Here is a 22,839-nt window from a genome sequence, read left to right on the forward strand (position 1 = left end):
TGGAAGGTTTTTATTTTTCAATTATACTCATATTGATATTATAAGCTTTTTCAATATTTAACTTGTACGTCCCGCTGCCTGTTTTAATCGAATTTTTATACCAATGTTCTTGCTCGTTGAATTCTGGATTTTCTTCTGAAGAATTATTTTCTTTTTTCGTTAAATCTTCAACTTGTTCCCAAGGTGTGTTTCCGTGTGCTTCTTTTTTGTTTGTTACGGCGATTACAGATACATCGCTTTCTTTCGTTAAATGAACAGATACATGTGAACTTTCTTGTACAAACCAATTATTTTGTAATTGACCTGGATAAAGGGATAGTTCGTTATTTGAAGCACGAACTTCTACATTTTTATTTTGCGGAAGAACGAGTGTCGGTTTGACCTGTGGTGCTGAATTCCATAACGTATGTTGAACTGGTAAAGATTTTAAAGTAATATACATCGTTTCCCCTGCTGTTTGAACTGAAAGGAAATCTTCTTGTTTTAAATTGAGTTTTTCATTAGCTTTCGTCGTTATTTCATATGTTCCAAGAAGGTGAATTTGATTTGTATCATTTCCCTCTATTGTTAGAGGGTACTGTCCTGCATCCACTACAATTTTTTTGATAGATTCAGGTATATCAAGTTGTCCACTTGGAATATTACTCGTTTGGCGAGTGGTATGAATAGAATGACGAACTTCATCTAGTAATCCAGTTGATAATAAACAGTAAAAAGAAATTCCAACGCTTCCTAAAACGCCGATAAAGAAAATACTAAAAATATCATATTTAATAAAGGATTGTTCCTTCTTAGAAAATAGAAGGTATAGTAAAATTTCCACGCCAAGTATAATAAGTAAAACAGGCCACCATGCTGTTAAGGAATCTAATACCTCAGTCCCTTTTATAACTGAAAATAGTAAGAAGCAACCTAATGAAATAATAGAAAGCCCCATTGAAAATGTTCCAACGCGCCATGTTCTCATTCTTTTGTACCACCTTTGTTTTCTTTATTTCCAAGTAACAATTTAAAGCCGCCACCAATTAAGAGGAGTGCAACGATAGATGTTTGGAAATAGCGATAATATAGCTCGCTAAGATGAATGTTAAATATAGTTGCAAAGTAATCATTCAAAATAGGAAGGAGTGTTTGATCTAATAAATAATAACCACCGAGTGTAATTAACCCAATACCGATCCATCTTTGATGATTGATAAAATAATCAATGATAGGTTCGTCATGTACACGTTCTTTTCCATACTTTGCAGTTTGCTGTAAAGCGTCAAAGAAGCTGTAGAACCAAATGATTGGAACTAAAAATAAAAACGCAGAAAGTCTTAATAAATCGAGTAAATATATTGAAAGTAAAAAGGCTGCCATAAGCTGAAGGCCGCGGCGTTGTAAACCTAAATACATATGTCCTGCTCCGGGGAACATCGCTAAAATAGAAGCGAATGTTTTATTCTTCTTTCCTTGTTCACGATGTTCTTCAAACTCTTCGAAAATAGTACGATCATCTAGTTGCTCGCCACGTTCTTTTTTCTGGAGTTGCTGAACAACATCGAAGAAATTGTAAATCCATAAAACAGGTAATGTAATAAGGAAGATAAGGAAACTTTCTTGCGATGTTAAAAGTGCAACGAAAATAATCATACTTCCGATTCCTGTGCAAGCTACTAAAAATGTAAGCCCCCGTTGCATAAGTCCTAATTGAAAATGTCCAAGTCCAGGAATGATTGATAGAAGAATGATATAAAATCGTTCGCTCTCTTTAGAGGAATTTATCAATTCTCCAGCTTCTTGTTTTTTCGTTTGGTTTATAATGGTGATAACTAAATCTAGTAAGTTAATTATCCATAGAACAGCTAGTAAAAATAGGGGGAGAAAGACAATGGTGCGCTCTCCTAATTCTACTACGCAAAAAACTGCAAAAGAAAATAGTAATAAAGCCCCTCCGCTATATAAAATAAACCGTCCAAATTTCTTTAAATATAAATGCCCAAGCCCGGGAATTAGCCCTAATACAAGTGCTAAAAAGGGATTTTTATTCATGCTTTGAACCTCCGTCCTTTTTTGATGTGTCTACCGATTTGTTTACAATTTGTTGTGAGATAGAAGACTCGTTATGTTTTGAAGATTTCTCGAAATTTGATGTCGCTGTGAAAATATATTGGAATAAACCACTTACCATAAAAATAATTGTAGCTGCGGTCGCAATTATGTAGTGAATAATCGTTCGCTTTAGTGAGTTTGTTTTTATATTTTCACTAGGTTGTAGCGTTTCAAAATCAATTTGCGTCATAACTTCATTCGTAAATGAATCATCATTTATCATTGGAAGGTTTTCGTGTTGTTCATCGATACTTTCCATATAAAGCGCTAAACAATGATCACATTCATAAAGGTGTTCTTCCATAGATTCACGTTCATTGCTTTCTAAAAAATCTAAAGTATAATTGCGCCAAACTTCTTTTGAATAATGCGTCATAGAAACTCTTCCTCCTTCCAATGTTTTTTAATCCATTTTCTTGCCCGATACAATTTCATTTCGACTGTTTTCACTTCGATGTTTTCCTGTAAAGCAATTTCTTGATAGCTTTTTTCTTCTAAATAATGTGAGAGAACGACGTCGCGGTAATTTTCAGGAAGTTCTCTCAGTTTTTGAGCAATGAGTAATTTTTGCTCTTTCGTCAATAATAAAGCCTCAATATTCTGAGAGGATTTTATATTTTCCTCAGTTTCTTTACATAAGGAGAGTTCTTCGTTTTCTCTAGCTTTTTTTCTCTTATAATCAATAGCGTGATTGGTGGCAATACGCGCCATCCACGTTTTTAATCCGCGAAATTGATAATTTGGGAGAGAGGCGTGGATTTTTACGAATACTTCTTGTGTAACATCTTTCGCATCTTCTTCATGTCTTAAAATAGAAAAGATAACTTGGAAAATATAGTGACGATATGTTTGCACAAGGATACGAAAAGCATGTTCGCTTCCTTGCTGTGCTTTTTCAATTAATTGTTTTTCTTCAATGGGTCTCTCCCTCCTTTTTGACGCATTCTATTATATAGACGTAAGAAATGGCCGGTCACCCTACACATGTTGTAAAAAAAGAATAATATATTTTTAGAAAGGAAGCTATATGAAAAAAGGTGTGAAAAAATGGTAAAGAGAAGTATATAATGAGCAAGTAGGAAATGTTACACGAAGAAAGGATGTGAATGTTAGTAGGGGAATGTCCATACTAACAAACATGAAAATTAAAATATTAATAGCAGATGATAATTCTTTTATTAGAGAAGGCATGAAAATTATTTTAAATACATATGAAGAGTTCGAAGTGGTAGATACAGTAAATGATGGGAAAGAAGCAGTGGACTATTGTAAAGAGAACGACGTTGATATTGCTCTTTTAGATGTTCGTATGCCAAATATGAACGGGGTAGAGGCGACGAAATTCATTTGTGAAGAGACGAAAACGAAACCGCTAATTTTAACGACGTTCGATGATGATGAATATATTTTGGACGCAGTAAAAAACGGGGCGAAAGGTTATTTATTAAAAAATAATGATCCAGAGCGTATTCGTGATGCAATAAAAGGAGTATATAACGGTCAAACTGTTATGCAAGATGTAGTGCTTGATAAAATTAAGTCTAATTTAATGGAAAGTAAAGAGGACGAATGCAAAATAGATAAGAGTCTTTTTACAGAAAGAGAGCTTAGTATTATCGCATTAATTGCGAAAGGTTTCTCGAATAAAGAAATTTCAAAGCAACTTTTCATATCAGAAGGAACGATTGCAAATTATATTACATCGGTTTTAGGGAAAACTGGACTAGAACATCGCACACAAATTGCGATTTATTACTTAACAGGGAAAGTAGATTAGTGATATGGAATTTTGGTTAATTGTAAGTAAATTAATTGTTTTTATATATATTGTGTTTAGTTACATTTATTTAAATGTTGTGAACTTACCATGGATTATACTGACTTTGCTTTTATATCTTTCTGTAAACGTGCTAATTTCTATATTTAAAAAAGATACGTACAAAAACATATTAACTTCTCTGTCAATTGGCGTAGTTATGTTATTTGCATGGAAGGTTCATCCGTTTTTTATTTTGTTTTTACCATTGAACTTATATGAAATTATATTTCCTTATATAGAGAAGAAATGGCAGCTCTTTATCATTATGATGATTCCTATTATCTTTACAGATGAAAGTATTCGAATGACATATGGATTAATTGTTGCATTTTCTTTCCTTGTATTAACTATGGCAGAACGTTATATATCGCGTGTGTTAAAGCTTGAATCACAAAATGATAAGATGCGAAAAGATATGCAGCGGCTGACGAAAAGCTTACATGAAAATAAAGAGTACATAAAGCAATCAGAGTACACATTTAAGTTAGAAGAGAGAAACCGGCTCTCTCAAGAAATTCATGATAAAATTGGCCACTCGATGACAGGAGCGTTAATTCAAATGGAAGCGGCAAAGAGATTAATGGGGATAGATAAAGAGAAATCTGCCGAGTTATTACAAAATGCAATTCATATTTCGAAAGATGGAATTGAAAGTATTCGAGTTACATTAAAAAATATGAAGCCACCAACTGAGCAAATTGGTATTCATCGTATGAAATTATTCATAGAGGAATTTGCCGGTAAGCATGATATAAATATTCCTTTCGTATATAAAGGGAATTTAGATATGATTTCACCGATTCAGTGGAAGATTATCGGTGAAAATGTTATGGAGGCACTAACGAACGCGATGAAATATGCTGATGCGACAGTCATTTCAATCGATATTCATGTACTTAACAAGATGGTGAAAGTACAAGTGAAGGATAACGGAAAAGGTGAAACTCTCGTTAAGAAAGGTCTCGGGATTATGGGGATGGAGGAGCGAACAGCGTCAGTAAACGGGAAAATTATTGTAGATGGAACAAGTGGTTTTTCAGTAACAATGCTGTTGCCGATATAAGAGAATGGGACGAAGATGAATCATCTCATATGAAAAAAGTGAATAATCTCATGTGAAAAGAATGAACTTCTGCACTGAGCGGGTTCATTTTTTTTGTTTATAATAATAGCAGAGAAACCGAAATAGGGGTGAAATGATGAATACATTAGAAATTAAAAATTTAACGAAAAAATTTGGTGATTTCATCGCGGTAGATAATATGTCTTTATCTATTAAAGAAGGAGAGATATTTGGCTTTTTAGGATCAAATGGTGCTGGTAAAAGTACAACGATAAATATGATTGCTGGGTTGTTAAGAAGTAATGAAGGTGAAATTAGCATATTAGGAAAAAATATAAAGAAACATAATCGATTTGCGAAGATGAATATCGGTATCGTTCCGCAAGATATTGCGATTTATGAAGAGTTAACTGCCTATGAAAATGTGAAATTCTTTGCTGGATTGTACGGGTTAAGAGGTGCTGAGCTAAAAGCAAGAGTAGAGGAAGCACTTCAGTTTGTAGGGCTTAGTGATAAACTTAAAAGTTACCCGAAAAACTTTTCTGGCGGGATGAAACGAAGACTGAATATCGCTTGTGCGATCGCTCATAGACCGAAGTTAATTATTATGGATGAGCCGACAGTTGGAATTGATCCACAGTCAAGAAACTATATTCTCCAGTCTGTTCGAAAATTAAATGAAATGGGAAGTACCATTATTTACACGAGCCACTACATGGAAGAAGTAGAAGAGATTTGTACGAAAATAGCAATTGTGGATCACGGTAAAGTAATTGCAGAAGGTACGAAAGAACAGTTAAAAGCGATTATTACTGATACGAAAGATATTTGGGTGGAAGTGAAGTCAGTAGAAAATTTAGATGTAGAACAGTTAAAAGTGATAAACGGTGTGAAAGCTGTTCAAATTGAAGAGAACGTAATTAAAGTAAACTCGGATGCAGGAGTAAACAATTTAAATAAAATTATTCAACACTTCATTAATCATGACATTGAAATCCGCTCGTTAGAGGAACAGGCTCCAAATTTAGAAACAGTATTCCTTACGTTGACTGGACGAAACTTACGAGATAAATAAAATGTAAATGAAGAAAAGGTAAAGGGAGGTTCATCAATTGAACATCTTCAATATTGCAGTTATGCATATTAAAAGAGATTTCAGAGACGTAAGAACTTTAGTTTTTATGTTAGCATTTCCGATTGTGCTTATGCTTGTATTAGGAACAGCGTTAACAAATGCATTTAATAGTGATAGTCAATCGATTAAGGATATACAAGTACTATATAAAGATGAAGCGAGTAGTACACTTTCTCAATCGTTTGCAGCATTTACGAAAGAAGTCGATAAATCGGGTATTCATTTTAAAAAAGCTTCCGGCAGTATAGATGGGAAAGAAGAAGTGAAGCAAAATAAATATGCTGCTTATGTAGAGTTAAATAAAGATGGTGCAAAATTTTACGGGAGTGACAAAAGTAGTATTGAGGGAAGTATTGTGGAAGGCATGCTTACAACATTTGTTGATAAGTACAATGTAGCGGCTGAAGTTGCAAAAGTTGATCCTAGTAAGGTGAGCGCAGTTATTTCAAATGGAAATCATAATGATTATATAAAAGAAACATCTTTACAAGCTGCGAAAAAACCAGGTTCTATGGATTACTATGCGGTTGTAATGACGACGATGATTGCACTATATGCTGCGATGGGAGCAAGTTCTTTAATTCGAGGAGAACGAATACGTAAAACAGGAGATCGTCTCATTGCTGCACCTATAAGTAAGGCTGAAATATTCATTGGAAAAGTACTTGGTAGCCTAGTAGCAAATGCTCTGTGCATATTACTCGTCATGTTATTTAGTAAATTTGTTTTTCAAGCGAATTGGGGCGACCATCTTGGAATCATATTTATTATTTTATTAACACAAATCTTCTTAGCAATTAGTTTCGGTTTAGGAATCGGATATATTACAAAAACACCGGAATCATCAAGAGCAATTATTATGGTAGTAGTGCAATTAGCTTCTATTTTTGGTGGTGCATATTTCGTAATAGAAGAAAATTTCGTTACGAATTTATCACCATTAACGTGGGCGAACACAGCTGTTATGAAAATTATTTATGCAAATGATGTAGGTGCAGCACTGCCAGTAATATGTTTAAACCTTGGCATTTCGGCACTCTTTTTATTAATTCCAATTATCGCATTACGTAGACGGGAGGGGCTATAGTATGAAAGATATTTTATGGCTCATACAAAAAACATTATCTGTGCTTTTGAAAAATAAAAAAAGTTTACTTATTATAATTAGTTTACCGATAATAGGGACGCTAATCTCCTTCTCAATGTATGGGAATGTGGGGCAAGGGACGTTAAATATCGGGGTTATAAATAAAGAAAATCAATCTATAGCAAATGATACGGTGAAATTTTTAGAAGGATTAAATCATGTAAAGGTAAGTAAAATTAAAGAATCTGAAGTAGAAGATAAACTCACTTCCAAAAAACTTGATGGAGTGATTACATTAGATTCTGGTTTTTCCAAAAGTGTTCGAGAAGGGAAACCAGCTCATATTGAAATTTCATCGATTAAAGGCGATCAAGTAACAGGATTTATAAAATCATATTTATACAATTATATTGATAATGTAGCGGCTATTAGTAAAGTAGCAGGGGCAGATCAAAGTACATTTGATACTATGTACGCTGGGTATCAAAAAGGTTCATTTAAAATGAAAACTGAAACGCTAGAAGATACTTCGAAAAATAAGGATATGACAAAACAAACGCTGGGTTACCTTATTATGTTTATGTTATTTTCAGCAGCGAACTTATCCGGTCAGATTTTAAAGGAAAAAGAGAATAGAACGTATTTTAGACTCTTATCAACGCCGATAGATGGGAAGAAGTTCATATTATCTAATGTCGGGGTAAATTTGATGATATTAACAGTACAAATTCTAATTACAATCCTAGTCCTAACGAATGTTTTTCATATAAATATCAATATGCCTTTCATCGTGATGATTGGTGTACTCATGCTATTTGCTTTAATAGCGATTGGAATATCGTTAGTCCTTGTCGCTTTTTCGAAAAACTCAGCATCAGCAAATGCACTGCAAAATATGATTATTGTACCGACATGTTTACTAGCTGGATGTTATTTTCCGTATGACATTATGCCGAAAGCGGTACAAAAAGTAGCTGATTTTCTTCCGCAGAGATGGCTATTAGACACTGTATCAAAACTACAACAAGGAATTCCATTCTCTGAGTTGTATTTAAACATTTTAATTTTATTCGCCTTTGCGATTGCATTCTTCTTAATTGCTATTTATAAGTTTGGAAGAAATAATGATGCGAGAAACTTTGTTTAAATAAAAAAGGTGTGGCTTCATGCCGCACCTTTTTTATTCGTGCTTTAGAGTATCTTTTGTAATATAGGGATGCTTTTGTAGAGCACTTCGTTATGTGAAGCATGCACAACATATTTATTTCCCTCCAGAAGAAAAACGCTATGTAGAACAGCGTTACCATCACCATGTTTTGTCAGTATATCACCGACGACTTTGCCGTCTGTCCATTTCAGTTTGGAATATGAAGGGACAACTTGTAAATATTGAATGGTTTCCTCTCCATCCCCGGCAATGAGTATAGTTTCAATATTTCTTTTTTGTATCATAAATCTATTTTCATTTAATGCATCGAGGAAAGGGTTTTTCGTGTTCATCCTACTATAAGGAAGAAATGTAATCGAAGATCCAGATTTTACAAATAAATAATTTCCGTAATCTTTACACGGAATAACATCTTGTAATCCTGGAAAGTAAAGATGTATCGCCTCAACTGTATTCATGTTATGTAAGGTGCCTAAATAGTGAATGTATTGTTCCATATAAAAATGGACGATATTTATTTTAGAAGAGGCATGGACAGGAAGACTACCTCCAGTCCAATAACTATAATTTGCTGGAGACCCAGCGTTTGGTGTACAGAGTATAATAAGCTGATTCACATCATTTTTATATTCGTCACTTTGAACGTAAGTCCGTCCAAGAAGTCCGCCCATACTATGGCATATTAGATTTAGTTTATCGCAACCTGTAATTTTTTTCGCATAGGCAATCGTTTGTAATAAATATTTTTGTGTAGAAAAAACAATACGCTGCTGCCAATCATAAAAACAGATGAACAAGTCTTTATTTCGTTTGTAACCCATACTTTCTAACATCATGATGAATGGCTCATAAACAAACGCAGCAAGTCCAAAGCCCCAATTACCGGTACCTGGAATAATATTATTACTCATAGAACCGAAAAGCCCTGGGATAAAAACAATAGGGATTTTTCCTTTTCTCATATTCTTCTCTCCTTTATCTGTTTAACATCGATAAAAAATTAAGAAATACATTTCGTATGAAAACATATTTAAATGAAACACTACGGAGTAGAAAGTAATTTGAGCGGAAGGAAATCAAAATGATAAAAAAAATATTGCGAGTTACTTCTATTATTATTGCGATTGTTATTTTTATATTAATTTGTATGCATATTGACGTTACGCTCGGAAGAAAAATGGAAGCCGGGAAAAACATGCCGACAGAGTATGCACCTCATCATAGTGACTTTCAATTATATGTAGAAGGGAAGTCATTTTATAAACAGTTATTTACTGATATAAAAGAAGCGAAACAATCTATTTACACGTACTTTTTTATTTTGTCGGATGATAAAAGTAGTCATACTTTTTTAAACTTATTAAAAGAGAAGGCAAAAGAAGGAGTAAACGTTTATTTATCAGTTGATCGCATTAATGATTTATCATTCGAAAGAAAGGTGATAAATGAATTGCGGGAAAGTGGTGTGCATTTTACATATAGTAGAAAACCTGAATTACCATTCGGATTTTATTCACTTCACCATCGCAATCATCGCCGTATTACGACGATTGATGGGGAGATTGGCTATACAGGTGGTTTTAATATAGGAGATGAGTACTTAGGAAAAGATAAGCGATTTGGATATTGGCGTGACTATCATGTGCGTCTTAAAGGAGAAGGAGCAAAAGATTTAGAAGAACAATTCGCTTTAGATTGGAAACGAGATACGAAAGAACATATCAAAAGAAGTACGAATAAAGCGAGTAAAGGGAACACATTACATACGATGACTAGCTACAATGGACATCACGTCGCTGAAACATATATCGAATTAATACAACAAGCGAAGCATTCAATTGTCATTACAACACCTTATTTTATAGCGAAAAATAAAGAATTTATGAATGCTTTAATGGAAGTGAAAAAACGTGGTGTTACAGTAAAAATACTATGGTCATATAAACCAGATATTCCTCTTATTAAAGAAGCAGCGTATCCGTATATTCGTCAAGCTGTTAATAACGGGATTACGGTATATGGTTATAAAAAAGGTATGTTTCATGGAAAGTTAATGCTGATTGATAATGAACTAACTGTTATCGGCACAACGAACATAACTGCACGAAGTTTCTATATAAATGATGAGATGAATTTGTATATTCATGGTGGAACTATCGCTTCAGAAGTGAATAAGGCGTTAACAGAAGATTTTCGTGATTCAAAAGAAATGACGAAAGAGTTTTTTGAGAAGTTATCGTTTTGGGAGCGTTGTAAGGAAAAGTTGGGGGGATTGGCTGATTTCTATTTATAAAGGTTAATGAAAAAGGTGTCTTTTATAGACACCTTTTTTTATGGTAAATAGTTAGTTTTCATGCACAAGCAATGAAGCATCATCATTAATCAAAGTCCCCACATGCTCACCTAAGCAAATTCGTTTCATTACTCCAGGTTCATCAAAGTTAAAGACGTGAGCGGGTAAATTATAATCACGGGCAAGTAATAAAGCGGCTTGATCCATGACTTGAATGTTTTGCCTAACAACATCGTTATAGTTTAGTTTTCTGTACATTTTCGCTGATTTATTATGTTTTGGATCACTAGTAAAGACGCCATCTACGCCTTGTTTTGCGACTAATATTGCGTCACTATTCATTTCAATGGCTCTTTGAACACTTGGATAATCTGTCGTAACGAACGGTTGCCCGTTACCGCCGCCAAAAATGACAACATAACCGTTATCTAAATGATGTACTGCTCTGAGGCGAATATAAGGCTCTGCTACTGCATTAAACGGGATGGAAGTCATAACGCGTACTTCTCTATCTGTTTTACTTGTTAAAACGCCGCGAAGCATTAAGCTATTAATGATTGTACCTAACGTACCGATATTATCAGCTTCTACACGGTCAATTCCCCATTCTTCAGCTAGATGACCTCTGAAAATGTTACCGCCGCCGATGACAATGGATACTTCGATACCTAAGTCAATAATCGATATAATTTCGTTTGCGATATGTTCTAATCGTTTGGAGTTAAAGCTATTTCCGGATTGATCAGCAAGTGCGCCGCCGCTTAATTTAATTAAGACTCTTTTGTATGGCTTCATAACAATTCCCCCTATATAGATCGCAATAAAAAAGGAACAAAGGCAAATGCCTTTGTTCCTTTTTAAGAAAATGAAAAAGAAAAGAAGAAGATAGGTCGAATTTTTGTACATAATTTTTCATACCATCCACTCCTTTTCGCTTCGATTTGTTGTAAGTATATATCTTTTTGATTATACGAAACAATCTGATTACTTATCAAGTATATTTTATTTCTTTTTCATGAAAAGGTGTCAATGAAAAAGAGAAGAAAAATTTTTGAATTTTTTGTGACGAACTTGTAGGTTTTTGTATGATTTTGTAGGTTCGCCTATATGATGTGTGTGTAAGCTTTTATAAATACGAAATGAAAGCGTTCGCATAAAGGGGATGAACATAAATGAAAAAATTCGGATTGGCAACACAAATTTTTGTTGCACTTGTTTTAGGGATTGTAGTAGGGGCAATCTTCTATGGTAATAAAACGGCGATTTCTTATATCACACCAATTGGGGATATATTTATTCACTTAATTAAAATGATTGTAGTACCGATTGTTATTTCAGCATTAATTGTTGCGGTAGCTGGTGTAGGAGATATGAAGAAGCTTGGGAAACTGGGCGGGAAGACGATTCTTTATTTCGAAATCATTACGACGATTGCTATTTTAATGGGATTACTTGCAGCGAATATATTCCAGCCAGGTACTGGCGTTGATATGAGTAATTTACAGCAAAGTGATATTTCTTCTTATAAACAAACAGCAGATGCAACAGAGAAGAAAGGCTTTGCAGAAACGATTGTTCATATTGTACCGAAAAATGTATTTGAATCGATTTCACAAGGTGACTTATTACCGATTATTTTCTTCTCCGTATTATTCGGTTTAGGAGTTGCGGCAATTGGAGACAAAGGAAAGCCTGTCTTTAACTTCTTTGAAGGTGTACTCGAAGCGATGTTTTGGGTTACAAATCAAGTTATGAAATTTGCACCATTTGGTGTATTCGCATTAATTGCGGTTACAGTTGCAAAATTTGGTGTAGCAACACTACTTCCTTTAGGAAAACTAGTGCTAGCTGTATACGTAACTGTTATACTATTCGTTGTGATTGTATTAGGTATTAATGCACGAATGGTTGGCGTAAACATTTTTACATTAATGAAAATTTTAAAAGAAGAACTTATTCTTTCATTTACGACAGCAAGTTCAGAAGCTGTTTTACCTAATATAATGAGAAAAATGGAAGAGTTCGGTTGTCCAAAGGCAGTTGCCTCTTTCGTAATTCCGACAGGTTATACATTTAACTTGACTGGATCGGCTATTTATCAAGCGTTAGCGGCATTGTTTGTTGCACAAATGTACGGTGTGCACATGTCACTGACAGAGCAAATTACGTTATTATTCGTTCTCATGTTAACATCCAAGGGTATGGCGGGAGTTCCAGGTGCATCATTCGTTGTTGTATTAGCAACGTTAGGTTCAATGGGATTACCACTAGAAGGTATCGCGTTAATTGCGGGAATTGACCGCATTTTAGATATGATTCGCTCATCTGTCAATGTATTAGGAAATGCATTAGCGGCCATTGTTATGTCGAAGTGGGAAGGCGAATTCGATAATGAGAAAGCAAAACAATATGTAGAAACAGTCAAAGAAACAAAAGCAGCATAAGAAATCGTTAAGGAGTGAATAATCATGGCAACATTAACTGAAGTTAAAAATGGTGTTCGAATTGAAAAAGATTTTTTAGGTGAAAAAGAAGTACCAAACTATGCATACTATGGCGTACAGACTATGCGTGCAGTAGAAAACTTCCCAATTACAGGATACAAAATCCATGAAGGCTTAATTAAAGCATTCGCAATTGTAAAAAAAGCTGCAGCGCTTGCTAATACAGATGTAGGAAGATTGGAATTGAACAAGGGCGGCGCGATCGCAGAAGCCGCTCAAGAAATTCTTGATGGAAAATGGCATGATCATTTCATCGTAGATCCAATCCAAGGCGGAGCAGGTACTTCAATGAACATGAATGCAAATGAAGTTATGGCCAATCGTGCTCTTGAATTATTAGGAATGGAAAAGGGAGACTATCATTATATTAGTCCAAATAGTCATGTAAACATGGCGCAATCAACAAACGATGCATTCCCAACGGCGATTCATATTGCAACATTAAACGCATTAGAAGGTTTATTACAAACGATGGGTTATATGCACGATGTATTTGAATTAAAAGCAGAACAGTTCGATCATGTTATTAAAATGGGTCGTACACATTTACAAGACGCTGTGCCAATTCGTCTTGGTCAAGAATTTAAAGCATACTCTCGCGTACTTGAACGTGATATGAAACGTATCAAGCAATCACGTCAACATCTATATGAAGTAAATATGGGAGCAACTGCAGTTGGTACAGGATTAAATGCAGATCCAGAATATATTGAAGCAGTTGTAAAACATTTAGCTGCAATTAGTGAATTACCACTTGTTGGTGCAGAAGACTTAGTAGATGCAACGCAAAATACGGATGCATACACAGAAGTATCTGCAGCACTTAAAGTGTGTATGATGAATATGTCTAAAATTGCAAATGACCTCCGCTTAATGGCATCAGGTCCACGTGTTGGTTTAGCGGAAATTATGTTACCTGCTCGTCAACCAGGTTCATCTATTATGCCAGGGAAAGTAAACCCTGTTATGCCAGAAGTAATTAATCAAATTGCGTTCCAAGTAATTGGTAACGACCATACAATTTGCCTTGCTTCAGAAGCAGGACAACTAGAATTAAACGTTATGGAACCAGTACTTGTTTTCAACTTACTTCAATCAATTAGTATTATGAATAATGGTTTCCGTGCCTTTACAGATAATTGCTTAAAAGGAATTGAAGCGAATGAAGATCGCTTAAAAGAGTATGTTGAGAAGAGTGTAGGAATTATTACAGCCGTGAACCCTCATATCGGTTATGAAGCAGCAGCTCGCGTTGCGAAAGAAGCAATCGCGACAGGGCAATCCGTTCGAGAACTTTGTGTGAAAAATGGTGTATTGTCACAAGAAGACTTAGAGTTAATTCTAGATCCGTTCGAAATGACACACCCAGGGATTGCAGGAGCAACTCTTTTAAAGAAAAATTAAAAGAAGAGGGGGGACAAGCCCCTCTTCTTTGTTTACAATATAGAAATGCTATATATGAATAGAGGTAGGGATGTTATGAGTAAGTTTACAGTAGCTTCTAATGGTTCATTAGAAACGACATTAAGAGGAGTAGAAGTATTATCAACACCACTTTTAAATAAAGGGGTCGCTTTCACGCAAGAAGAGAGAGAAGAATTAGGTTTAAAAGGGTTATTACCGCCAGCAGTTTTAACATTAGAAGAACAAGCACGCCGAGCATACGAGCAATTTTGTTCTCAGCCGGATGATTTATTAAAGAATGTATACTTAACAGCGTTGCATGATCGAAATGAAGTATTATTTTATCGTATATTAACAAACCATTTACGTGAAATGTTACCGATCGTATATACACCAACTGTTGGTGTAGCGATTCAAAGATATAGTCATGAATACCGTAAACCACGTGGTGTGTATTTATCAATTAACGATCCGTCAGGTATTGAAGAAGCATTCGCAAATATCGGTGCAACAGCTGAAAACATTGATTTAGTCGTTGTAACAGATGGGGAAGGCATACTTGGAATTGGTGACTGGGGCGTTGGTGGTATTAACATCGCAATCGGAAAATTAGCTGTTTATACGGCCGCGGTTGGAATCGATCCTAGTCGTGTATTACCGGTAATTCTAGACGTAGGTACAAATCGTGAAGAACTATTAAACAATCCATTTTATATTGGAAATCGTCACCCTCGTATAACTGGTGAAGCTTACGATGAGTTTATTGATACGTTTGTACAAGCGGTAAATAAGCAATTCCCGAAAGCACTATTACATTGGGAAGACTTTAGTTCTCGAAATGCACGGAAAATTTTAGATAAATATCGTCATGATATTTGTACATTTAATGATGATATTCAAGGTACAGGTGCAGTTTCCCTTGCTGCTGTATTATCGGCAGTGAAAGCTTCAGGTGTACCGTTAAGTGAACACCGCGTTGTTGTATTTGGTGCTGGGACGGCTGGAATCGGTATCGCAGATCAAGTTAGAGATGCAATGGTCCGCGAAGGCGTATCAGAAGAAGAATCATATAAGCGTTTCTGGTGTATTGATCGTAACGGGTTAGTTACAGATGATATGGAAGATCTTCTTGATTTCCAAATGCCGTATGCACGAAAAGAAGCAGAAGTAAGTGAGTGGAAACAAAATGATGTGATCGGACTTGCTGAAGTTGTGAAACATGTAAAACCAACAATTTTAATCGGTACATCAACGGTTGCAGGCGCATTTAAAGAAGAGATTATTAAAGAAATGGCTTCTCACGTAGAAAGACCAATCATTTTACCAATGTCGAATCCGACGCCACTTGCTGAAGCAAAACCAGTAGATTTAATCGAGTGGACAGAAGGAAGAGCATTAGTAGCAACAGGAAGTCCATTTGAACCAGTTACATATAACGGTGTAACGTATGTAATTGGACAATCAAATAATGCACTTATTTTCCCAGGGCTTGGTCTTGGAACAATTGTTGTACGTGCAAGCGTCATGACGGATGGAATGTTCGCAGCAGCTGCTGAAGCAGTTGCATGCATGGTAGACACAAGTCAGCCAGGAGCACCTATTTTGCCAGAAGTTGAAGAGTTACGTAATATCTCGGAAATGGTTGCAATTGAAGTAGCGAAAGTTGCTGTTGCAGAAGGTGTAGCTAGAGAGAATTTAAGTGATACCGATATCAAGATTGCAGTGAAAGAAGCAATCTGGGAGCCAGAGTATCGCCAAATAAAAGCGGTAGAAAAGGTTAGCATATAGAAATAAAGCCCGTTTATTATATAAGCGGGCTTTCACTATTACTACTGAAAAAAGTATAGGAAGTGGCACCTTTGAATTGGAATCAGTTATGGAAGAAAGATATATCTCTTTTAATTATATTAATGGTTGTTGTTCCGATTGCTGGAGAGCTTAATTTTCATCCTTTTAACGATACGTTTCGCGTTAGCTTTGGGACGCCGCTTTTCTTCTTTTTATTGCTGTTTTTAAGAAGAATCCCAGCAGCGGCTGCAGGTATTCTTGTCGGTATATGTGTCGTTTTATTCCGCGTATGTCTTGACTGGGTTATGCAAGGGTCATTTCATATGACAGAATCATTTTATTTGCGTTATCCTGTGTTCTTTTATTATTTTATTTATGGAAGTCTTTTTTCATTTTGTAGGGTGAATAAGTTTCATCAGAAACCAATCGTTATTGGTTGCCTTGGAATTACAATTGAAATTATCGCAAGTATGTCAGAACTAGCGATTTATCATATGGTCGTGCTCGGTACAACGATAACAGTTTCTGAAGTAAATAAACTTATCATTATTGCTATTTTCCGCAGTTTCTTTGCACTAGGCTTTTTAAATATGATGATTTTATATGAAACGAAATTAAAAGAATCGCAAGTTCGAAAAGAAAATGAAAAAATGTTCATGCACCTTTCAAATTTATATGTAGAATCAGTTCATTTGAAGAAAACGTTACAAAATGCAGAATTGATTACACAAGAAGCATATCAACTATATCGAAATTTACAGGAGAAAAATGATTCTAGCAGTAAAACAGCATTGAAAATAGCAGGAGAAGTGCACGAAATAAAAAAGGATAATCAAAGAATTTTTGCAGGATTATCCAAACTGTTATTAGATAAAAATGTGGCGGAGTATGTAGAAGGTCATGAGCTTACAGAAATGATTGTAAGAATAAATGAAAAGTACGCTGGAATGCTAGAGAAAGATATATGTTTTTCTAAACATATAGAAGGTGAACACGCTGCATATCACGTGTATACAGTGTTATCAATCTTTAATAATTTAGTTGCCAATGCAGTGGAAGCAATTGAAGATAGAGGTCTCATTCATATTAAGTTATATAAACGAGATCAACATGTAATCTTTGAAGTAATTGACGATGGCCCTGGTATAGCACAAAAGTATAAGAAATTAGTATTTAAGCCCGGGTTTACTTCCAAGTATGATCAAACAGGAACACCGTCAACAGGTATTGGACTTTCTTACATACACGAAATGGTAACAGAGCTCGGCGGAGAAGTAAGGTTAGAAAACAATGAAAATGAAAAAGGATGTAAGTTTATCGTTTGTTTACCGGAGGGCAGTTTAAAGCGGGAAGGGGAATAGGTTTGTTTTATTATATTGTAGACGATGATGAAGTTTTCCGTTCGATGCTTTCGCAAATTATTGAGGATGGCGATCTTGGGGAAGTAATTGGAGAATCGGAAGATGGAGCTTTTGTAGAAGTAGAACAGCTAAATTATAAAAAAGTGGATATTTTGTTTATTGATTTACTCATGCCAATGAGAGATGGCATTGAAACAGTTCGCCATATAGCGCCTTCATTCAACGGGAAAATTATTATGATTTCCCAAGTTGAATCGAAACAGCTCATTGGTGAGGCATATACACTTGGTGTGGAATATTATATTACGAAACCATTAAACAAAATTGAAGTTGAATCTGTCGTACGAAAAGTAATGGAACGGATTCGCTTGGAGCGTTCCATACATGATATTCAAAAATCATTGAATAACGTGTTTCAGTGGGAGCAGCCGCAAATGCGCAATGAACCGGTGCAAGAAGCAAAAAAGATAGCAGATTCCGGACGCTTCTTACTAGCAGAACTCGGTATTGCGGGAGAGAATGGAAGTAAAGATTTACTTAGTATGCTGGAATATTTATACGGACAAGAAAAGGCGCAAACATTTGAATTTGGATTTCCGGCATTAAAAGATATTTTCCACTATATTACGATGAAAAAATTAGGAGAGGGAGCTTTAGATACGGATATTGATAAAGAGAAAAAAGCATCTGAACAAAGAGTGCGCAGAGCGATTTATCAGTCATTAAATCATTTGGCTTCTTTAGGGTTAACAGATTTTTCAAATCCGAAATTTGAAAGCTATGCTCCGAAGTTTTTTGATTTCACTGTAGTGAGAAAACGGATGACAGAAATGACAAAGGATGAAATAGCGACTTCTGGCCATATACGAATTAATACGAAGAAATTTATTCAAGTGCTTTATTTTGAAGCGAAACGGTTGATGGAGATAGATTAAAAAATACGATATAGGGTATAACCATTGATAAACCAAATCTTACATAGATTTGGTTTATTTTGTGTCGAAAAGTATTTTTGGAATAAATGAACAATTTGTGAAAAATGCTATTGAATTTGATAATAGGAATAGATTAATATATTTATGAGTTTCCAATAAAATGCAAAGGAAGGAGTCAATAGAGGAGACGCTTGTATTTGAAAAAGGAAAGGGGATAAGTAGTTGGGAGGAAAATATAAGCAGTTTAAAAATGGTTTAACAGTTTGTATGATTGCTATTTTATGTTTACAGTTTCCAGGTTTTTATGTAAAAGCAAATGGGGAAGAAATAATTAAAGAAGATAGAAAATTTGAAATTAAAAGTGTGCAAGAGGCTGGTAAGAGTAATAACCCAGACATTTCAGTATCCACATTAGATGATAATGTGAACGCAGAACAGCTAGCGAAAAAGCTCGTTGGTGATGGAGTAGAAATTCGAAATGTGAAATATAAAGGTGCAAATCAAGCAGCTGGCACATTTCAAGCGAAGCAAAATATTTTTGGAATTGAAGACGGAGTTATATTAAGTACAGGTAATGCGAAGGGCATTATAGGGCCTAATAAGTATAAAAGTTATACACAAATTAATAATCAACCCGGTGATAGTGATTTAGAGAAATTGCTAGGTAATAGAACGAAAACATTTGATGCGAGTACTTTAGAGTTTGAGTTTAAGCCATTGAAAGAAAGAATGAACGTGCAGTATGTGCTTGCTTCAGATGAGTATGAAGAATTTTCGAATTATAGTGATGTGGTAGGAATGTTTATTAACCAGGAGAATATAGCGGTTATCTCAAATTGGAATAGGAGTCCAGTGACAACTTCTACGATTGATAAGTGGGCTAATAGTAGTTATTATATTTCGAATACAAAGGCTTCTAAAAATACGGAAATGGATGGAATGACTACAGTATTAAATGCTAGCTCTAGCTTAAAAGTAAACGATTGGAATAGGATGAAGTTAGTAATAGCGGATGACAAAGATAACGGTGTAGATTCAAATGTGATTGTTAAACCCTTTACATTTGAAGATATACCCTCCCCTGTAGAGTATGATCACGTTTATGTTGCTGGATGGAGAGTAGAGGATACAGGTATCGATAAGGCAAAAGTCAGTGTTAATGTTATAAGGATAGGAAATACAAATAAAGACGATAGTGTGGAGTGGAACGTAACTCTTCCTCAGAAAGGTACTAGTGTAACGAAAAATCAAGGAAAGGTATTTTTTGAGAAAGGCGAATCTAAGAAAACGATTGAAATAGAAGTAAGTAAACAAGAACGTGATTTGCAACTTACTTTACTGGGAGTGAGAGATGGGGCCACTATTTTTCGGGATACAATTAATATATTTATGAATAGAATGGATATCGATCCCGAACAGATGAAATTAAAAGTTGGTGAAGAGAAAACTTTTAAAGTAGTAGCTAAATACAATGATGGCCAAGAAAAAGACATTACTGAGAATGTTGAAATAGTAGTAAATGATACTCAGGTTGCGAAGGTGGATTCGAAAAATAAAATAATTGCACAAAATGTTGGGGTAACTAGTATGACCATAAAATATGGTGAGAAGAGTATTCGGGCTCTGATAGAAGTTGAAAAAACATTAAAAGATATTGAACTAGATAGAGAAAACTTTACATTAACAGATAAAAATGTAGGGTATATCGTTGCAAGGGCAATTTATGATGGCGGATTAGTGGAAAGTATAAATTGGAATTTAAAACTAACAAGCTCAGATGAAAATGTTGTACGTATCATTGGTTTTAATAGTTTTCGAGCTGTAAATGAAGGAGAGGCAACTATTACCGTAGAATACGGTGGAATTAAGAAAACGGTAAATGTAACTGTGAAAAAATCGAATCGTATATTAAAGGGAATTAATATTAGTCCTAATATTAATTGGGTAGTAATAGAAGGAGAAAGTTATCCTTTTTCAGTGAGATCATTTTATGATGATGGTTATAATGAAAATATTACTCGATTATCGGAAATAGTGATTGATAATAAAGATATTGCTGAATTAACAAATGATTCAATGTATGATTCGGTGTATGTGAACGGAAAGAAAGAAGGAGAAACAAAAATTAAAGTAACCTATGAGGGTTTAACATTAGAGGGAACAGTAACGGTAGAAAAACAATTGAAAGGGGTAGTAACCGATAAAAAACAGCTTACATTAAAGGAAGGAACTAAAGATAAAATTGTAGTAAAAGCACAGTATGACAATAGTGAGAAGGATGTCACTGATCAAGTAAGTTTTTGGATAAATGATGAGAATATCGCTGAAATTACAGCTAATGGAGAGGTTAGAGGAATTAAACAAGGACAAACGACTCTGATTGTTAATTATAGAGGAGAGAGGATACGTATTCCAGTATACGTTGAAAACGGTCTGAAAGACATTGAACTTGAAACATCAAATGTAACATTACCCATTAAAGGTACGAAAAAGTTACAAGTAACAGGAGTTTACGAAGAGGATTACCGTTCATCAATTAATAACGAAGCGACATTTTCTAGTAATAACGACAACGTGAAAGTTGATAAGTTCGGAAATATTGTAGCGCAAAAAGAAGGGGAATCTATTATTACAGTATCTGTAAGAGATATGAAAAAGGAAGTGAAAGTAAAAGTAGAGAATCCACTCGTTGCATTACAAGTTGGTACGGATAAAATTGCATTAAAAACGAAAGAAGCATATGAATTAAAAGTTACAGGGGTATATGAAGATGGTTCGCTGAAAGATGTTACGAAAAGTGTGAATTTTAAATCTTCTAATTCGTCTGTAGTAGAAGTAGATGCTTCTGGGAAGTTAGTAGCTCAAGATAAAAAAGGAACGGCAACTGTTACGATAACGAAAGATAAACAAAGTTTGAATATTCCTGTGGAAGTAACAGAGAAAGAGACTGGTTTATTACTAGAAGTACAAGATGTCAATGGACGCGGAATGGATAATGTTAGCGTCGTTTTAGAAGATTCAAAAAAGAAAACACAAAAGTTAATAACAGGTAGTAATGGTACTTTGTCGTTAAAACCACAAGAAGGCGCTTATAAAGTATACGTTTATAAGAAAGGATATAAGCCAGTTGCAGTAGATGTGGTTGTAAAGAATGATGAGCGGACGAAGCAGAAAGTCATATTAGAATCTTCGCAGTTATTTGATGGGAAGATGAACGTAACTCAAATGTCGAAAGAAGAAATAGAGAAGGCTGGTATTGATGTCAATCATCCAGATAATCGCCACGTGTATAAATTTGAACTGCATTTAAAAATAGATAATGAGAATAAAAAAGTTGATTACATCATTAATAATGTAGGTAAAGTTATACAAGGTGATTTACACGTATCAATCGGTAGTGGTACAAGTGAAGTTAATGTGTACCCAGTTGTTATTCAAAATGAACGTTTCCAAGAAAAAGAAGCCCCTCCTGCAGTTGGATATATGGTTGTTCCAGGAAAGGTAAGTTGGCTGAAAGAGTTCTTTAAAGTGGAAATGATGATTCAAAGTTTTGCGGACGAGCCATTTGAATTAACAAATACAAATGTAGCGCTAAATTTACCAGAAGGATTAAGTTTAGCTCCAATTTCCGAAAAGCAAAATGAAACAATTCATTTAGGAACGATAGGTGGAAATGAGATTAAGAAAGCTGAGTGGTATGTTCGTGGAGATAAAAAGGGCGAGTATCATTTAAATGCTAATTTCTCATCTACACTATACCCGTTTGATGAGCCACTTTCTGCCGGTTTTAAAACAGCTAAGCCAATTGAAGTATACGGGGAAGATGGAGTGAAGATGCATATTAAAGTAGATAAAAAAGCATATAAAGGTCTTCCATATGTAGTCAAGGTAGGGATCGAAAATAGATCTCCAAACGTTATTTATGATTTGCATGTAGAGTTAAATGAAGCTGACAAGAAAAACTTTGTTTATACACCAGGAACAGAGTTGAACCGCGGTATTAATTCCATTCAATCAGGGGAAACTGTATGGCTTGATTATTTACTGCTGCCTAAAATTTCAGGAGATTTAAATATTGGAAAATCATTCATTAAAAAGGTTGGAGACGGTATAAACGTAGAGACTGTTCTTTCTACAATTGATGAATAATTTGATGCGTTTATCTTTATTTCATTTTGAATGCAAAAG

General features: G+C 34.8%; 18 protein-coding genes. 12 read left to right on the forward strand and 6 right to left on the reverse strand.

Annotation, left to right across the window (positions count from 1 at the left end; genetic code table 11):
- Positions 1-10 precede the first annotated feature (10 nt).
- From exsE to FOT98_RS16510, 4 genes are read right to left on the reverse strand one after another with little or no spacing between them, the layout of a single operon-like run.
- Positions 11-967, reverse strand: coding sequence for an exosporium protein ExsE (gene exsE, locus FOT98_RS16495; protein WP_063263627.1), 957 nt, complete (start codon positions 965-967; stop codon positions 11-13).
- A complete protein-coding gene (locus tag FOT98_RS16500) occupies positions 964-2,034 on the reverse strand; it encodes a hypothetical protein (RefSeq protein WP_063263626.1) in 1,071 nt (356 codons plus the stop codon). Before FOT98_RS16500 ends, exsE begins: the two co-directional genes overlap by 4 nt.
- Positions 2,027-2,470, reverse strand: coding sequence for a hypothetical protein (locus FOT98_RS16505; protein WP_063263625.1), 444 nt, complete (start codon positions 2,468-2,470; stop codon positions 2,027-2,029). The genes FOT98_RS16500 and FOT98_RS16505 overlap by 8 nt, the downstream gene beginning before the upstream one ends.
- A complete protein-coding gene (locus FOT98_RS16510; protein WP_235608063.1) occupies positions 2,467-2,949 on the reverse strand; it encodes an RNA polymerase sigma factor in 483 nt (160 codons plus the stop codon). The genes FOT98_RS16505 and FOT98_RS16510 overlap by 4 nt, the downstream gene beginning before the upstream one ends.
- 283 nt (positions 2,950-3,232) lie before the next feature.
- On the opposite strand from FOT98_RS16510, the gene FOT98_RS16520 reads away from it, so the two are divergent.
- The 5 genes from FOT98_RS16520 (at position 3,233) to FOT98_RS16540 (ending at position 8,345) form a co-directional block, all read left to right on the forward strand.
- Positions 3,233-3,871 (forward strand): response regulator transcription factor, encoded by a 639-nt coding sequence (locus tag FOT98_RS16520; RefSeq protein WP_061676602.1) that lies wholly within the window; start codon positions 3,233-3,235, stop codon positions 3,869-3,871.
- Positions 3,872-3,875: 4 nt separating this feature from the next.
- Entirely contained in the window at positions 3,876-4,976 is a 1,101-nt protein-coding gene (locus FOT98_RS16525) for a sensor histidine kinase (protein ID WP_061676603.1), read from the forward strand.
- Between the two features lie 136 nt (positions 4,977-5,112).
- Positions 5,113-6,051 (forward strand): ABC transporter ATP-binding protein, encoded by a 939-nt coding sequence (locus FOT98_RS16530; protein ID WP_063263624.1) that lies wholly within the window; start codon positions 5,113-5,115, stop codon positions 6,049-6,051.
- A gap of 37 nt (positions 6,052-6,088) precedes the next feature.
- Positions 6,089-7,198, forward strand: coding sequence for an ABC transporter permease (locus tag FOT98_RS16535; RefSeq protein WP_063263623.1), 1,110 nt, complete (start codon positions 6,089-6,091; stop codon positions 7,196-7,198).
- A 1-nt stretch (position 7,199) separates the two neighbouring features.
- The gene (locus tag FOT98_RS16540; protein ID WP_063263622.1) at positions 7,200-8,345 is read left to right on the forward strand and encodes an ABC transporter permease; all 1,146 of its coding nucleotides are present in this window, start codon (positions 7,200-7,202) and stop codon (positions 8,343-8,345) included.
- A gap of 44 nt (positions 8,346-8,389) precedes the next feature.
- Here the strand turns inward: FOT98_RS16540 and FOT98_RS16545 are convergent, their stop codons facing one another.
- Complete coding sequence (locus tag FOT98_RS16545; protein ID WP_063263621.1) at positions 8,390-9,328, reverse strand: esterase/lipase family protein; 939 nt, start codon at positions 9,326-9,328, stop codon at positions 8,390-8,392.
- Between the two features lie 119 nt (positions 9,329-9,447).
- Between FOT98_RS16545 and cls the strand changes: the two genes are divergently transcribed.
- Positions 9,448-10,659: a cardiolipin synthase gene (cls, locus tag FOT98_RS16550; protein ID WP_063263620.1), complete on the forward strand. Its 1,212-nt coding sequence runs from the start codon at positions 9,448-9,450 to the stop codon at positions 10,657-10,659.
- 51 nt (positions 10,660-10,710) lie between these two features.
- Here the strand turns inward: cls and pyrH are convergent, their stop codons facing one another.
- Complete coding sequence (gene pyrH / locus FOT98_RS16555) at positions 10,711-11,454, reverse strand: UMP kinase (RefSeq protein ID WP_000806134.1); 744 nt, start codon at positions 11,452-11,454, stop codon at positions 10,711-10,713.
- Between the two features lie 377 nt (positions 11,455-11,831).
- Between pyrH and FOT98_RS16560 the strand changes: the two genes are divergently transcribed.
- The 6 genes from FOT98_RS16560 (at position 11,832) to FOT98_RS16585 (ending at position 22,800) form a co-directional block, all read left to right on the forward strand.
- Entirely contained in the window at positions 11,832-13,103 is a 1,272-nt protein-coding gene (locus FOT98_RS16560) for a cation:dicarboxylate symporter family transporter (RefSeq protein WP_063263619.1), read from the forward strand.
- Positions 13,104-13,127: 24 nt separating this feature from the next.
- Positions 13,128-14,567, forward strand: a complete 1,440-nt coding sequence (aspA, locus tag FOT98_RS16565) for an aspartate ammonia-lyase (RefSeq protein ID WP_061676611.1) — start codon at positions 13,128-13,130, stop codon at positions 14,565-14,567.
- Between the two features lie 75 nt (positions 14,568-14,642).
- On the forward strand, positions 14,643-16,355 hold the full coding sequence (gene malS, locus FOT98_RS16570) for an oxaloacetate-decarboxylating malate dehydrogenase (protein WP_063263724.1): 1,713 nt from the start codon (positions 14,643-14,645) through the stop codon (positions 16,353-16,355).
- Positions 16,356-16,417: 62 nt separating this feature from the next.
- Complete coding sequence (locus FOT98_RS16575; RefSeq protein ID WP_080467874.1) at positions 16,418-17,716, forward strand: sensor histidine kinase; 1,299 nt, start codon at positions 16,418-16,420, stop codon at positions 17,714-17,716.
- 2 nt (positions 17,717-17,718) lie between these two features.
- Positions 17,719-18,651: a response regulator gene (locus FOT98_RS16580; protein ID WP_063263617.1), complete on the forward strand. Its 933-nt coding sequence runs from the start codon at positions 17,719-17,721 to the stop codon at positions 18,649-18,651.
- 222 nt (positions 18,652-18,873) lie between these two features.
- Positions 18,874-22,800 (forward strand): choice-of-anchor L domain-containing protein, encoded by a 3,927-nt coding sequence (locus tag FOT98_RS16585; protein WP_063263616.1) that lies wholly within the window; start codon positions 18,874-18,876, stop codon positions 22,798-22,800.
- The last annotated feature ends 39 nt before the right edge of the window (positions 22,801-22,839 follow it).

Origin of the sequence: Bacillus sp. HY001, from assembly GCF_007558965.1 — a bacterium.
GTDB classification, from domain to species: domain Bacteria; phylum Bacillota; class Bacilli; order Bacillales; family Bacillaceae_G; genus Bacillus_A; species Bacillus_A mobilis.

Coding starts and splice junctions, on each gene's coding strand:
- malS (WP_063263724.1), top strand. CDS start 14,643: ATGAGTAAGTTTACAGTAGCTTCTAATGGTTCATTAGAAACGACATTA.
- FOT98_RS16525 (WP_061676603.1), top strand. CDS start 3,876: ATGGAATTTTGGTTAATTGTAAGTAAATTAATTGTTTTTATATATATT.
- aspA (WP_061676611.1), top strand. CDS start 13,128: ATGGCAACATTAACTGAAGTTAAAAATGGTGTTCGAATTGAAAAAGAT.
- cls (WP_063263620.1), top strand. CDS start 9,448: ATGATAAAAAAAATATTGCGAGTTACTTCTATTATTATTGCGATTGTT.
- pyrH (WP_000806134.1), bottom strand. CDS start 11,454: ATGAAGCCATACAAAAGAGTCTTAATTAAATTAAGCGGCGGCGCACTT.
- exsE (WP_063263627.1), bottom strand. CDS start 967: ATGAGAACATGGCGCGTTGGAACATTTTCAATGGGGCTTTCTATTATT.
- FOT98_RS16545 (WP_063263621.1), bottom strand. CDS start 9,328: ATGAGAAAAGGAAAAATCCCTATTGTTTTTATCCCAGGGCTTTTCGGT.
- FOT98_RS16530 (WP_063263624.1), top strand. CDS start 5,113: ATGAATACATTAGAAATTAAAAATTTAACGAAAAAATTTGGTGATTTC.
- FOT98_RS16500 (WP_063263626.1), bottom strand. CDS start 2,034: ATGAATAAAAATCCCTTTTTAGCACTTGTATTAGGGCTAATTCCCGGG.
- FOT98_RS16540 (WP_063263622.1), top strand. CDS start 7,200: ATGAAAGATATTTTATGGCTCATACAAAAAACATTATCTGTGCTTTTG.
- FOT98_RS16505 (WP_063263625.1), bottom strand. CDS start 2,470: ATGACGCATTATTCAAAAGAAGTTTGGCGCAATTATACTTTAGATTTT.
- FOT98_RS16560 (WP_063263619.1), top strand. CDS start 11,832: ATGAAAAAATTCGGATTGGCAACACAAATTTTTGTTGCACTTGTTTTA.
- FOT98_RS16520 (WP_061676602.1), top strand. CDS start 3,233: ATGAAAATTAAAATATTAATAGCAGATGATAATTCTTTTATTAGAGAA.